Source organism: Nocardioides luteus, from assembly GCF_014648595.1.
Taxonomy (GTDB): Bacteria; Actinomycetota; Actinomycetes; order Propionibacteriales; family Nocardioidaceae; genus Nocardioides; species Nocardioides luteus.
Genome location: NZ_BMRK01000007.1, coordinates 57,078 through 70,868, shown reverse-complemented (window position 1 = coordinate 70,868; position 13,791 = coordinate 57,078). Strand labels below are relative to the sequence as shown.

Genomic DNA, 13,791 nt, shown 5'->3' with positions numbered 1-13,791 from the left:
CCCGCGGTCGAGACTTTCGCTGGAGGAGCTCCCGCGGATCGAACGGCGAGTCGCCGGGGTCAGTGACCCTTCAGCAGGCCGTCGAGGATCTTCTCGCCGTCCTTGCCGTCGCGCTTGCCCAGCTGGTCGAACTCGTCGCGCAGCTGCTCCATCTCGCGCTTGGCGCTCTCGCCCTTCTCGACGAGGTCGCGGATCTGCTGGATCTGGCCCTCCCACTCCTGGGACTGACCCTCGTCGATGATGTTCCAGCTCTCCAGGTTCTCGCGCCACTCGTCGAGCTTGTCGAGGCGCTTGAGGGTCTTGCTCTCCTTGTCAGGGCCCTTGCCCGGGCCCTTGCCGGGCCCCTCGTGCGGGCCCTTTTCCGGGCCTCTGTCGGGTTCGTCGTCGCTGTTGGTCTCGGAGCTGCCGGAGCCGTCAGAGCCCTGAGAGGACTGGTCGGAGTCGGCCCGCGCGGGCTCGTAGGAACCGAGCCAGGACGCGGCGAAGAGGCAGGCGATCACGATCGCCACCGCGCCGAGGAGGCGGCCGGTCGGGAACCTGCGCAACGACCCCGGGCGCGGACCGCGGGCGGGCGGCGGGGCGGCAGGCCGTGGCATGACGCCGGTGCGGGAACCCGGCAGGGCCATCGGCTCGTCGAGCGGTCGCTGCGGCATCGCCTGCGTCGGCCGCGGCGGGGCATGCTCGGCGAGCCGGTCGGTGGCGTCCGGGTCGCGGCCGCTGAGCACGTAGCCGAGCTCGTGGCGTACCTGATCCATCGACGGGCGGGCGGCGGGGTTCTTGTCGAGCATCCGCGTGAGCAGGCGCGCCAGGGGCTGCGGCACCGAGCGGAAGTCGGTCACGCGCGGCACCGGCTCGCTGAGGTGCATGTGGAGGATCTTGACCGGGTGCGGGGCCGTGTAGGGCGCCCTGCCGGTGAGCATCTCGAAGAGCACGCAGCCCAGCGAGTAGACGTCGGCGGGCGGCCCGACCGGGTCTCCCGACGCCTGCTCGGGTGAGAGGTAGGAGGGGCTTCCGATCACATGGCCCGTCTGGGTCAGCCCGGGGTCCGTCCCGGTCATGGCGTACGCGATGCCGAAGTCGAGCACGGTCAGCCGGCCGTCACCGTCGAACATCAGGTTGGCCGGCTTGATGTCGCGGTGCACCACGCCGACCCGGTGGGCGGCGCCGAGGGCGGCGGCGACCTGGCGGGCGTACTCGACCGCCTTGTCGACCGGCATCGCGCCCTGCTCCGCGAGCGGCGTGGCCAGGGTCGGGCCGGGCAGCAGCTCCATCACCAGGAAGACGTCGTTGTCGTCGTCGCCGGCGTCGAAGACCTTGACCACGTCGTCGTGGACCACCCGGGCCGTCGAGTGGGCCTCGCGACGGAAGCGCTCGGCCATCGTGGGGTCACTGACATCACGCAGCAGCTTCACCGCGACGTCGCGGTCGAGGACGGTGTCGCGGGCCCGCCAGACCTCCCCCATGCCGCCGGCTCCGAGCTGGTCGAGGAGCCGGTATCGGCCGGCAAGAGGGCGGTGTGCGTCCATGCGGGAAATTATGCCGGGGTCACCCACGAGCTGAAGAGCGGGATGCCCTCCCACGCTCCCCCGCGCGCCACCGCCACCACGGCGTGGGGGCGGTCGAACCTCAGGTCGATCTGTCGGACCGTGGCCTCACGCGGCGCGGCGCCGGCCGCGCGGATCATCATCCCGGTCACCGCGGCCGCCTCGAAGCCCTCCCGGTCGTACGCCGCGACCGCCTTCTGGACGCAGGCCGCCTCGGTGTCGCCGCTGATCGCCGCCATCACCCCGCGAGCGATCTCGGCGACGCCGGGAGCAGCCGCGAGGTCGTGCAGATCCTCCGCCCGCCACTCCGGCAGGTGGCTGCGCCAGCGGTCGGAGGGGTTGCCGTAGGCCGTGACCTCCCGGACCTGCCAGGCGTGGCCGTCCTCATCGTCGGCCGCGAAAGTCTGGTCGCGGACCTCGCCCGCGTCGATCCTGGCGACGACCTCGTCGCAGGCGCGCCACACGTCGGCCGCGGTCACGTCCTCCGCCGCGATGACCGAGTAGACCGAGATGCCGTCCTCGCTCGGCGGGCAGGCGACCGCGACCGGACCGGCGGCCTCGGTGTCCACGACCGCCTGGAACCCGCTCTCGAGCAGGAGCAGCCCGTCCTCGTCCTGCTCCAGCGGCTCGCTCCAACGCGGCGAGACCACCAGGGCGGAGGCGAGGACGAGCAGCGTGTCCTCGTCGATCTCCATCGGGAACTGCTCGATCAGCCCGCGCGTGTTGTCCGCGGCCCAGGCGTCGAGTCCGGCCTGGTCGGGCAGCCGGTCGAGCACCACCGGCAGGCTCTTGTTCAGCTGGACGCCCGGCCGCAGCCACCCGGCGACCGCAGCCGCGATCGTCGGGTGCGGCTCGTCCAGGAGCGCGAGCGCGGCGGCGCGGGCGTCGGCCCGCTTCAGCCCCAGCACGTCCTCGGTCTCGGTCTCCGACGCGGTCGCCAGCGAGGCGAGGAGGAGCCACAGACCTGCGTACGAGATGACCGAGGCCTCGGCTGAGCCGATCACGGAGCGGGTCGTGGCGGCGTACGTCCGGATCGCACGAGCGGCGGCGAGGGACAGAGGCGTCTGCGTTCCGGAGGTCTCCATGACGAAGACATTACGGTCGGGAGCCACCAAAGTGACCGAGATCACGATACGATTCTGTATCGAACGAGGAGGCACGATGGTCAAGAAGTCGCGTACGGCAGGGCTCGACCCGGAGACCGATTTCGAGAAGATCTCCAGGATCCTGGGTCTCTACGAGTTCCCCTGGGACACGATGCAGTCGCTCAGCTTCGCGCTGTTCCGCACCTACGCGGTGCCGTCGATCGGCGGGCTGCTGGCCGACACGCACCAGTTCACCGAGCACACCCAGAAGCGCTACGACGACACCGCGCTGCTGATGGAGGACGCGGCGATCGAGGACCTCGACAGCCCTCGTGGCCGGGCGGCGGTGCGACGGATCAACCAGATGCACCGGATGTACGACATCTCCAACGACGACATGCGCTACGTCCTCTCCACCTTCGTGGTGATCCCCCGCCGCTGGAACCAGGAGTTCGGCTGGCGGCGCTCGACGCCCGACGAGCAGCTCGCCGCGCTGCGCTACTACCAGGCGCTCGGTCGGCGGATGGGGATCAAGGACATCCCGCCGACATATGAGGAGTTCGAAGAGCTGCTCGACACCTACGAGGCCGAGCACTTCGGCTACGACGAGGGCGGCCGCGCCGTCGCCGACGCGACCCTCGAGCTGCTCACCACCTTCTACCCCCGCCCGCTCGCCCCGCTGGTCCGCCGCTTCTCCCTGTCCCTGATGGAGCCGCATCTGCTGGAGGCCTTCGGCTACCCCGAACCGGGGCGTCTCTCGCGGGCGGTGTCCCGTGGTGCCCTGAAGGCCCGGGCGCGCGTGGTCGCGCTGCTGCCCGCGCGGCGGAAGCCCGCGTACGTCCGGGACATGCCCCGCGTCCGCAGCTACCCCCACGGCTTCAACACCGAGGACCTCGGCACGTTCGCGCCGGGCTGCCCGGTGCACCAGGGCTGAGGGGGCGGCGGGGTACGACGGGGAGTTCGGCAGGGGTTACCGGCCGGGCACCCCTGTCGAACTCCCCGTCATACCCGGCCGGCCGGCAGAGGTGCAACGTCGAGGTCACCCACCAGGTGGGCCAGGGTGGCGTCGTTCGAGAGGAGAACGCGGCGGGCGTCGTCGTCGCGTCGCCTCTGCAGCGCCTTCAGGGTCGCGAGCACCCGATCCGGGTGGTCGAAGAGCCAGAATCCGACCCTGAGGATCTCCTGCCGCCAAAGCTTCGGCGTCAGTCGCATCCGGCGGCGGGCGCTCGACCATGTCGGTGCGCGGTGATCAGGGGTGATCTCGAGAAACCGGTTTGTGGAGGTGATGCCCTTGTGTGTCGAGGTCTGCTCGAAGACACCGAACCGGACCTCCGACCACGCCACGGAGACGACCTCTCCAGCGATCTCGACCGTCAGCTTCTCGGGCGTGAGCAGCAGCGCTCGGCGTGCCGTGATCGTCAGCAGGTGGTCCGTCGTCACGACTGCGAAGAACGCCGCGATCACTGTCCACACCACCCCGAGCACCGCGCTGCCTCCTCGGAACGAGAGCCCCGCGACCTGGCACAGCAGCACCACGAAGCACACCAGCATCAGCTCGCCGCAGATCCCCGGCGCTCGGCGGAGCCTGATCTCGATCCCCGGCTCGCCCTCCAGACGGTTGATCCTGGTGTGGGCGGGTCGGCGGCCGAGGCGTACGCCTTTTGTCAGCTGTCCGTAGGCGGCGAGCAGGACGAACAGCGCTCCGCAGGTCACGCCGATCAGGTACGGGCCGGTCTCCCCGCCGTCGAGCGCGAGGAACCCGACCATCAGCAGCAGGCCGAACAGCAGGTTGAAGAGGCTCATCAGGCTCCAGCCCACCCTGCGCGCCGCCGGCTTCCACGGCGACCCCAGATCCTCGTCCTCGACCACGTCCGGATCCTAGAGGCGGGCCCGGTGGTCCCGGATCGAAGCCTCGGCCTCCGCGGCGGTGATGTCGCCGACGAGCACGCGCAGGGTGAGGCCGTCGGAGAGGGCGAGCAGCTCGATGGCACGCTCGCGCGCCGCGGCTTTCGGAAGGCCGTCGGCCTCCTGGATGTGACGGGTGCACTCCTCGACGCCGACCCGGGTCGCCTCCGCGAGGATCTCGCGCACGGCGGTGTGGGTCATGGCCTTGGCGACGTAGGCGTACCAGACGGTGACGCCCATCCGGCCGGCTTCGGTGGCCGGGATCTGCTGGAGCAAGAGGTGGAGGAGACGCTCGTCCGGCGGCCGTCCGGCCGTGGTCTCGTACTCGATCACTGCGCGCTTCACGAGCAGGTCGATCCCGGCGACGACGAGTGCGTCCTTGGTGCCGAAGTAGTGCTGTACGCGGCCCATCGAGACCTCGGAGCGAGCCGCGACGCTGCGCAGGCTGATGCCCTCGATCCCCTGCTCGGCGACGATCTGCCAGAGCCCGGCCACGATCTCGAACCGGCGCTGCTCGTGGTCGACGGCTCTTGGCATGGCGCCACTTTAGCAATACAGTCGCATCGTAATGATTCCAATGCGATCGCATCGTCATCGGGGGCGACATGAGCAAGGACATCGATGAAGGGTCTCGAGCACGCAGGAGGCGGCGGTGGCCGATCGTCCTCCTCACGCTCGTCGCGCTCGTCTCGACCGGGTGCCTGGCGATGGTGCTGACCACGAACGGTCCTGGCGTCGGCCACTTCCGCACCCCCGCCGGACGTCAGACCTACACCGACGCCTATCGGACGGCCTTCGCCGCTCTGCCGCAGCCGACCGAGACCCGCGACGTCGAGACCACGTTCGGCACCGTGCGGACGTACGCCTGGGTCAACCCACGCCCGGTCGACGAGGTCCCGGTCGTGCTGGTGCCGGGACGGGCCAGCGGCGTACCGATGTGGGGTGAGAACCTGCGCGACTTCCTCGCTCACCGCACCGTCTACGCCTTCGATGCGATCGGGGACAGCGGACTGTCGGAGCAGACCCTGCCGCTGCGCGACATGGCCGACAACGCCCGCTGGGTCGAAGAGGCGCTGAATGCTCTCGATCTGGACCGGATCCATCTCGTCGGCCACTCGCAGGGTGGCGGCCTCGCGGCGGCTGTCGCCGTACGCCACCCGGAGCGGCTCGCCAGCCTGACCCTGCTCGAACCGATCATGACCTTCGGCATGCTGCCCGTCTGGGCGATCGCCTGGTCGGCGGTGGCCGCACTCCCCTTCCTGCCGGAGTCCTTGCGCGACCACGCACTGAACCGCATCGGCGGCGTCGAGGACTCCGAGGTCGACCCTGAGGACCCGATGGCCAGAATGATCGCCGCCGGCACCCGCCACTTCGACTCCGGCAACCTGCCGACCCCCTCGCGGCTGACCGATGAGCAGATGCGCAACCTGAAGATGCCGGTCTACGTCGCGATCGCGAGCGACAAGTCGCTCGCCGGAGGCGAGGACGCCGCGAAGCGTGCCCAGCGGCTCCCCGACGCGACGGTCAAGATCTGGCCCGAGACCACCCACTCCCTACCCATGCAGGTCTCCGCCGAGCTCGATGCGGAGCTGGAGAGGTTCTGGGCAGGCGTACGTCGAGACGACTGAGTCAGAGCCCGTCGGCCTGGTCATCGTGCGGCGACGGCAGCTTCGAGATCGCGATGCTCAACAGGACGACCGGGGCGATCATGACGAGCGTCGCCACGAGTGAGACCCAACCGAAGTTGAACCCGCCGTCGTCGTCGCCCCTGAAGATCGTCACCGTGATGCCGACCGCGACCAGCACGCCGACGCCGAGCCCTGTCGCCACCAGCGTGATCGCCCAGACCTGACGCTGCAGGCCGCGCAGGATGCAGAAGATCCCGAATACGGAGACGGCCGCGCCCATGCATGCGACGACCAACCCCGACTGCTCACCGCTGCTGAGCCGCGAGCCCTCGTCCTCGAGGACCATGCCGATGCCCCACAGCGCGGCGATCAGCAGACCGACGGCGTAGACCAGTGCGAGCACGGAGCCGACGACCAGGGTCGGCATCCGCTCGGGGCCACCCTGTGACGCAGAGGTCACGCCCAGAGGCCGACGTACTCGACGAAGATCCGGAACCCACCGCCCAGCTCGCCCGCGTTGGCGATCGCGCTGATGAGGCGTACGCCCCAGAACACGACGAGCGTGTAACCGATGCCGAGCGCGATCGCCGAGGCCACCGGCCGAACCCCGGCGACCTTCGCCCGGCCCATGCTGCGGTGGCCGAGGACGATCGAGGCCGCGACGGGAGCGATCGAGGCGAGCAGGACGAGGCCGAGGACGAACCAGATGACCGGACGCTCGCCGAACCCGTTGAGCGCGTCGTAATAGGTCTGGGTCAGCTTCGGGATCCCGGCGAGGACCCGCGTCGCGACGAAGAACGTCAGGGTTCCCGCAGCGAGCACGAGCGCGATGCGGCCGGCCCGTCCCCCGTTCTGCGACCGGTTGGCAGCCGTCGGCAGCGCCGTCACCACCGCTCCGGTCGAGCCTGCGTTCTCCACCTCGTCCAGGTGTGACATCCCGAGACTTCCCATCATGTCGATTCCAGTCCGCTCCAACCCGTTTCGAGCGGACCACGTCGTCCGAGAACCTATCCCAGGTGACCGACAGAGGCGCGCAGATCCACGCCGACGCAAAGCATCCACCCGCGGGCGGCAGGCTCGCGGCGGCGCCCTGTCCCTGGCGCCTATCCGAGTCGGCTTGCCAACTTGGACGCGCTGATCACGACGGAATCATCGGTCCCGCTCGGAGCGCCTCTTGATCCAGCAGTGGACGACTCGGCGCTCGGCTGCAGCTCAGCGAGGTTCGAGTCGACGTCCTTCGCGATGGCCACCGCGGCGTCGACCGCGCCATCGGCTGCTCCCGATGTCGGGTTGTAGATGATGCGAAGAGACTGGCCCTCGGTGATCACCGCCAGACTCACACTCGTCATCCGCTGACCGCTCAAGGCGTCGTACTCAGAAACGGCGACGCGCCCGCTCCCGAGGTCTGCAAGGGCTTCCGCGTCGACCTCGCGTCCGCCGCCCATCGAGACGAACTCATCGTTCTCCTTCTGGGCGCTGTCTCGAGCGACCTCGTCACGCACCGGGATCGCAATCACGTTGACGACGGGTCGCGCAGAGTCTCCGGCGTCCATGTCATGCAACACACACGTGGCACGTTCTGCCGTGAGGTCCTCGTCGGCGGTCTTCGCCTTGTGGTCGCCGATCAGATTTTCAACGAGCTGCTGGCTGAAGATTCCGCAGTACATGTCCGGTTCCTTAGTCGAAGGCGGCTCGGATTCGCCGCAGCCGCACAGGGTCAGTGCCAGGAGGGTCAAAAGCGCGGTCAGGCTCGACCGGATCACTGTTCCCTCCACTTCTGTCGATCGTCGTAATCCATATCGGAAAGTTCCTTCGCATCCTTGGCTGCATCCTCGATGCGCTGGTCGAACTGTTGCAGGCCGTTGGTACCGAGATCCTCGAGGTACCGGGACGGGTTGCTGTTGTCCCACGTACGCCACGACTCGCGCAGCTGGTCCCGCTCAGCCTCGGACAGCCCTTCGATCTTGTTGATGTCGTCTGCCGTGTAGATGTCCGGCCGGAAGATCCTGCCCTCTTCCGTCTCGACAGTGATGTCCTTCACGAGGTCGTCCGGAAGCAGCCCGGCGTCGAGATAGGTGTTCATCAGGTTTCGGCTGAGCATCTGTGCTCCGGAATCCTCTTGGCCAGCCAGCCATGAGCTCGCCGGCGGGGTCGACCCGATCGCGTTCTTCATCGCGTCGAGGCCCTCGCTGGTGGCGGTGTCCACAGAAGTCTTCACGAGATGCTTGGTGACATCTCCAGCACCCTCTTGCAGCATTCCGACAGCCGCGTCCCCGGGCCCTGGGATGAACCCCGTCGCGAGGCTGAAAGCCTTCTGCATGAAGGCAGCCTTCTCAGCGGCTCTTTGTTCGTCGTCCAGGTCGACGAGGACTGAGGCACCCAAGGTGTCCCCCAGTACGCCGCCGGTTTCGGTGTTGATCGCCGCAAGCGAGCCACCGATCTCACGGCTGACGTCCTGCATGGTCGCGTTGGGGTGGTCCTTCAGATACCTCTCCAGCTCGACATCGACCCGGTGGTTGCCTTCCTGGACCAGGGATGCCGAGAGCAGCTCGACACCCGACTTGTCCTCACCTCGTCCCATCTCACCCAGAACGATCTGGAGGTCTTTCTTCGAAAGTTCGAGGTCGTTGCCTCCGGCGCCCTTCATGACGTCATAGATGTCGTCGCGATAACCGGCGCCGATCGCACCGAGGCTGTCGTTGAACTCAGGCCATGTGTGCCATGCCTCGCCGAACCAACCCTCGTCATCGCTGCCGCTGTGCTTCGCAATGGTCTCGAAAGTGCGGTCCGCAAGATCGTTCGCGAACTCGCGGTCGCCGTGTTCGAGCGATCCCACAGTCGCTGCTTCGAGTGCGAGCCCGAAACCGTCGCCCTCGTCGCTCTTGTCGCTCGCCGAGAACGTCCGATCGAGCATGAAGTACTTGAACCGGTCGTCCTCCTTCCCGTTGTCGAGCGTGCCGTCCTTGAAGAACTGCTGTGCCGCCTCCGGAGAGTGCGCCATCCCGCCGAGCAGGTTGGCCATGCCGTCGTTTGCGGAGCCAGACTGCAGCACGTACGCCCCGCGTCCACGAGCGGAGTACTCGACGTCCGCATCGGGGTCGACCAAGCCGACGTCCTTGGGGCCCCACACCGGATCTCCGTCGTGGCTCTTCTCCCAGTTGTAGACGTCGTCGGTGAGGTTGTACATGAAGTCGGTCTGGAACTCCGCCCCGTCCTCGCCGCCCTTCTTGATCATCAGCGTCAACGCAGACGCATTCTCGTCATCGCCTTCGGTGATCGACTTGAACCACTTGTCCGCGAGGTCGGTCGGGTTCGGGTGACCCTGGGTGTAGGTGGCGAGGGCGGTTCCTCCGGCCCGGAGGAACTCCGAGTAGATCTTGCGGTCGGCCTCATCGATCTTGCCTCGGCTGAACGCCTCACCGTTCTCGTGCTTGATCGCGTCGGCCCACTCGTCGGGCGTGACGTTCTCGAAGAGCTCCTTGGTGAACGTCTCGTCCTTCTTGTACGCACCGAGAAGGGTGTTGGTGTCGCCGTTGACGCCTTGGTTCTTGATGTCCTCCTCGACCCAGTCCTCGATCAGGTCGCGACCAGGGGCGCCGAGCGCGGGCTTCAGGTCGACGCCCGCATCCTTGGCGTTCGTGAAGGCGTTCGCGATGCCTTCACGCCCCATCTGGTCGAGGACCGTGCGCTTGAGTTCCGGCTCGTCCTCGAGCTCCTTCATGTAGGCGGCGAAGCGCTCCATCGCGGCCTTGTCAGGCTTGTCGCGATCTTCCATGCCTGAAGCGAGGATCTTGCCGATCTCGGGCGGGATGGCGTCGGCGATCTCGCCGTCACCACCGTCGTACCCACCGGCGGCAGCAGTGTTGAGGACGCTCTCGAGCTCGGTCTCCGCCTCGGTGGCATCAGCCAGCGCCTTCGAGATCGTGTCCGCGTACGAATCCATCGTGCCTTGTTCGGGGTGCCCGGTGGGGACGTGCCGGCCCCGATGGCCGGGGGCCTTCGACTCGGGCGGGGTGGGGTCCTCGATCTCCACCTGGGTGCCGCCAGGGAATTTGACCGTCCATCCCTTGCCGACCGCTCCGTCGTACGCGGTCTTGGCAGACTCCTTGGCGCTGCGGATCGACGAGGCCGCGCTGTCGAGACCGGCGACGATCGCCGACAGCGGCGCGGCGATGTCGTTCAGATCTTCGACCAGTCGCTTGTGGCGATCGCGGGCAGCTTCAGAGCTGTTCGGGGTCTGCCAGGTGTCCGGCGGCTTGCCGGCGTCCATCTCGTCCTGCTGATCGATGAGCTTCTTGCGCAGCTTGTTGAACTTGTCGGCAGCGTCGCTGAGACCGTCGGGCTTCCAGCTCTGCAGCTTCTCGTAGGTGACGGTCATCGCTGCCCCACCTGCTGGTTCAGCCGGTTTCCTGTCCGCTCGCTGGTGTGGTCGGCTTCGACGATGTGGTCGGCGGCATTGTTGGTGAGCTCGTGATGGCTGTTGGCCGACTTCACCCAGCCGTCGAGATTGGTCTTCAACTCGGTCTTGAGCTTGTTCGCGGCAGACATGCACGTGCTTCCCGGCAACGCCGAGGTGATCGCACTGATCGAGTCGGAGAAGTCGATCCCTTTGACGTTGTTCGCTGCGGCTTGGATCTTCTGAGCAGACTTCCTGACATCTGCTTCGATCATCTGCACATTCATGCGGCCCCCAAGACCCTCGGCGGTGGTTACGACGACCTCATACCCCGTTGACGACGTTCTAAACGTAAAGATTCAGCCGTTCGCCCCGGTGATCGGCATGCTAGCCCCAGGGAGTGCCTCGGGCTGCAGACGCTCCGGCATTCGAAGACCCCGATGCTCGGGTCCGGTCGGCCGCTACATCCACTTGCCGAATTCAGAGGCGCGTCGGCGGGCGTCGCTCTAGCCTCGACCCGTGAGCCGGCCGCGGTACTCCCCCATCGTCGGGAGTGTCGTCGTTGTGCAGGTCGTGGTGCTGCTGGTGCTGGCGCCGCGATACGGGCCGCATCGGGACGAGCTCTACTTCGTCTCGGCGGGGCAAAGGTTGGCGTGGGGGTATCCGGACCAGCCGCCGCTGGTGGCGCTGCTCGCGCGGGTCTCGACGGAGATCGCGGCGTACGACCTGGTGGTGCTGCGGCTGTGGAGCATCCTCGCGATGGCGGCGCTGGTGCTGCTGGCGGTCGAGTTCGCGCGGCTGCTGGGCGGCGGGCGGGCGGCGCAGCTGATGACGGCGGTCCTGGTGGCGGTCGGGGTGATGACGATGACGTTGGGTCACTGGCTCGTCACCGCAACATTCGACACGCTCGCCTGGACAGCGATCCTGGTGCTGGTCGCGCACGCGCTGACGGCGACCGGGTGGCGGCGGAGTGCCGCGTTCTGGCTGGCTGCGGGGGTCGTGGCCGGCGTCGGGCTGGAGAACAAGCATGCGGTGGCGTTCCTGCTCGGCGGCATCGTGGTCGGGATCGCGCTCGCCCCGGCGACCCGCCGCGTGCTCCTGACGCCGTGGCCGTGGCTGGCGGGACTGACGGCGCTCGCGCTGTGGCTGCCGAACCTTCTGTGGCAGGCGGCGCACGGCTGGCCGGTGCTCGATCTGTCGGGGGACATCCGTGAGGAGTACGGCGGGTTCGGGGGCCGGGCCGGGTACGTCGTGCAGCTGCTCATCCTGCTGAGCCCGGTGATCACGCCCGTCTGGGCGGTCGGGCTGGTCGCGCTCCTCCGGCGTCCGGCGTGGGCGCGGGTGCGGCCGGTCGGGTTCGCGTTCGTGGTGGTGGCGACGTTCTTCCTGGTGGCCGGCGGCAAGGGCTACTACCTCGCCGGGCTGCTCCCGCCGCTGGTGGCGGCCGGTGCGGTCGTCGTTGCCGAGCGGGCGCCCGCGATCCGGTGGCTGTCGGTGCGGTGGCTGACGGTGGCGATGGTGCTGCTCACGATCCCAGCGTGGCCGATCAACCTGCCGGTCCTGCCGGCGGCGACGTACACCTCGTCGTTCTACGCAGCGGCCGGTGACGACCAGGCTGCGACGATCGGATGGCCGGAGTACGTCGCTCAGGTGCAGGCGGTGATCGACGGGCTGCCGGCCGAGCAACGGCGTACGGCCGTGGTCTTCACCACCAACTACGGGCAGGCGGGGGCGCTGGAGTGGTACGGCGTCGGGGTGCCGGTGCACAGCGGGCACAACGGGTGGCGGTTCTGGGAGCAGCCACCCGCGGACGCGTCGCCGGTCGTGCTGGTCGGTTTCGAGCGCCCGGACGGCTTCTTCCGGGGCTGCCGGGAGATGACGCGGCTGCGCAACCGAGCCGGGGCCGAGAACGAGGAGGCCAGGGCTCCGGTGCACGTCTGTGAGAAAGCCTCCGTGCCGTGGTCGCGACTATGGCACTACGACGCCTGAGCGCTCGCGACACGACTGCGACATTCCGGCGACCTCGCGATGACGGCGCGTCGGCAGGGTCGGCGCCATGGCTGGTTCCACACATGTGCCCGCGCTCGATGGTCTGCGCGGGGTCGCGATCGGCGGCGTACTCCTCTTCCATGCCGGCGTCCTCTCCGGCGGGTTCCTGGGGGTCGACCTCTTCTTCGTGCTCTCCGGGTTCCTGATCACCGGGCTGCTGCTGCGGGAGGCGGAGGCGGGGCGGATCTCGCTCGTCGGGTTCTGGGGACGGCGGCTTCGGCGGTTGTTCCCGGCGGTCGCGGGGATGCTGGTCGTGGTCACGCTGACGGTGTGGGTGCTGCAGCGCGTCGGGATCGCCGGCGTCGGCGCCGACCTGGTGCGCACCACGCGCAGCGATGCGGTGTGGAGCCAGCTCGACCTGGTCAACTGGCACCTGCTCGCGCAGGAGGCGAGCTACTGGGACGCGTTCGGGCAGGCGCGGGTCTTCGAGCACCTGTGGAGCATCGCGGTCGAGGAGCAGTTCTACGTGGTGTGGCCGCTGCTGCTCGCCCTCGTGCTCGCGGGCCGGGGCCCGGTGTCTGCGCAGGTCAGAGTGGTTGTGGTCGCGGTGGCGGGGGTCGTCGCGTCGGCTCTCGCGATGGCCCTGCTCTGGGACCCGGCGGACCCGACCCGGGTCTACACGGGCACGGACACCAGGGCGTTCTCGCTGTTGCTGGGCGCGGCGACGGCCACCGAACCGGTACGCCGGTTGACCCGCCTCCTCCCGGCCCGCCGTGCCCTGGCCGGCGTCCTGATCGCCGGCATCCTGACGACGTGGTTCCTCACCGACGGCGTCTCCACGGGGTGGCTGTTCACCGGCGGCCTCGCCCTCCACGCGGCTGCGTGCGCGCTGCTGATCGGCTGGGTCGCCGACTCCGGTGCGAGCGTCCTCGAGGTGCGGCCGCTGCGGTGGCTCGGGGAGATCTCCTACAGCCTCTATCTGTGGCACTGGCCGCTCATCGTGCTGCTCCCTGTGGTGGCCGGTGCAGACACGGTCGCGGTGCGAGCCGCCGCGATCGGTGCGGCGCTGGTGGTCGCGACCGTCTCCACCCGGCTGGTCGAGGCGCCGATCCGGTTCCGCGCGGGCTGGGCGCGTGGCCGCAGCGGGGCGGTCGTCTTCGCCATCGTCTCGGTCGCGATGCTGATCCTCTGGCTGGCCCTGCCGGAGCCGGCGACACCGAGGATCGACATCAGCGAGCTGTGAG

13 protein-coding genes are annotated in these 13,791 nt (G+C 68.6%); 4 read left to right on the top strand and 9 right to left on the bottom strand.

Annotated elements, in window-relative coordinates; all coding sequences use genetic code 11:
• Positions 1-59: 59 nt before the first annotated feature.
• Both IEY81_RS10680 and IEY81_RS10675 read right to left on the bottom strand, forming a co-directional pair.
• On the bottom strand, positions 60-1,526 hold the full coding sequence (locus tag IEY81_RS10680; protein ID WP_189118470.1) for a protein kinase domain-containing protein: 1,467 nt from the start codon (positions 1,524-1,526) through the stop codon (positions 60-62).
• 8 nt (positions 1,527-1,534) lie between these two features.
• Positions 1,535-2,629 carry a serpin family protein gene (locus IEY81_RS10675; RefSeq protein ID WP_189118469.1) on the bottom strand — a complete coding sequence of 365 codons (1,095 nt, stop codon included), beginning with the start codon at positions 2,627-2,629 and terminating at the stop codon, positions 1,535-1,537.
• Positions 2,630-2,705: 76 nt separating this feature from the next.
• Between IEY81_RS10675 and IEY81_RS10670 the strand changes: the two genes are divergently transcribed.
• A complete protein-coding gene (locus IEY81_RS10670) occupies positions 2,706-3,563 on the top strand; it encodes an oxygenase MpaB family protein (RefSeq protein WP_189118468.1) in 858 nt (285 codons plus the stop codon).
• Between the two features lie 68 nt (positions 3,564-3,631).
• On the opposite strand, the gene IEY81_RS10665 is transcribed toward IEY81_RS10670, so the two are convergent.
• Positions 3,632-4,498 carry a hypothetical protein gene (locus tag IEY81_RS10665; protein WP_189118467.1) on the bottom strand — a complete coding sequence of 289 codons (867 nt, stop codon included), beginning with the start codon at positions 4,496-4,498 and terminating at the stop codon, positions 3,632-3,634.
• A gap of 9 nt (positions 4,499-4,507) precedes the next feature.
• Positions 4,508-5,071, bottom strand: a complete 564-nt coding sequence (locus tag IEY81_RS10660) for a TetR/AcrR family transcriptional regulator (protein WP_189118466.1) — start codon at positions 5,069-5,071, stop codon at positions 4,508-4,510.
• A gap of 68 nt (positions 5,072-5,139) precedes the next feature.
• On the opposite strand from IEY81_RS10660, the gene IEY81_RS10655 reads away from it, so the two are divergent.
• Entirely contained in the window at positions 5,140-6,162 is a 1,023-nt protein-coding gene (locus IEY81_RS10655) for an alpha/beta fold hydrolase (protein WP_189118465.1), read from the top strand.
• A 1-nt stretch (position 6,163) separates the two neighbouring features.
• Here IEY81_RS10655 and IEY81_RS10650 read toward each other — a convergent pair whose 3' ends face one another.
• The 5 genes from IEY81_RS10650 to IEY81_RS10630 form a co-directional block, all read right to left on the bottom strand.
• Entirely contained in the window at positions 6,164-6,622 is a 459-nt protein-coding gene (locus tag IEY81_RS10650; protein ID WP_189118464.1) for a hypothetical protein, read from the bottom strand.
• On the bottom strand, positions 6,619-7,098 hold the full coding sequence (locus IEY81_RS10645) for a hypothetical protein (RefSeq protein ID WP_189118463.1): 480 nt from the start codon (positions 7,096-7,098) through the stop codon (positions 6,619-6,621). Before IEY81_RS10645 ends, IEY81_RS10650 begins: the two co-directional genes overlap by 4 nt.
• A 167-nt stretch (positions 7,099-7,265) precedes the next feature.
• Complete coding sequence (locus IEY81_RS10640) at positions 7,266-7,925, bottom strand: hypothetical protein (RefSeq protein WP_189118462.1); 660 nt, start codon at positions 7,923-7,925, stop codon at positions 7,266-7,268.
• Positions 7,922-10,432 (bottom strand): hypothetical protein, encoded by a 2,511-nt coding sequence (locus IEY81_RS10635; RefSeq protein ID WP_189118461.1) that lies wholly within the window; start codon positions 10,430-10,432, stop codon positions 7,922-7,924. Before IEY81_RS10635 ends, IEY81_RS10640 begins: the two co-directional genes overlap by 4 nt.
• 104 nt (positions 10,433-10,536) lie before the next feature.
• Positions 10,537-10,833, bottom strand: coding sequence for a hypothetical protein (locus IEY81_RS10630; RefSeq protein WP_189118460.1), 297 nt, complete (start codon positions 10,831-10,833; stop codon positions 10,537-10,539).
• A 244-nt stretch (positions 10,834-11,077) separates the two neighbouring features.
• Here IEY81_RS10630 and IEY81_RS10625 point away from each other — a divergent pair, with 244 nt between their 5' ends.
• Entirely contained in the window at positions 11,078-12,547 is a 1,470-nt protein-coding gene (locus IEY81_RS10625; protein ID WP_189118459.1) for a glycosyltransferase family 39 protein, read from the top strand.
• Positions 12,548-12,614: 67 nt separating this feature from the next.
• Complete coding sequence (locus tag IEY81_RS10620) at positions 12,615-13,790, top strand: acyltransferase family protein (protein WP_189118458.1); 1,176 nt, start codon at positions 12,615-12,617, stop codon at positions 13,788-13,790.
• Position 13,791 lies beyond the last annotated feature (1 nt).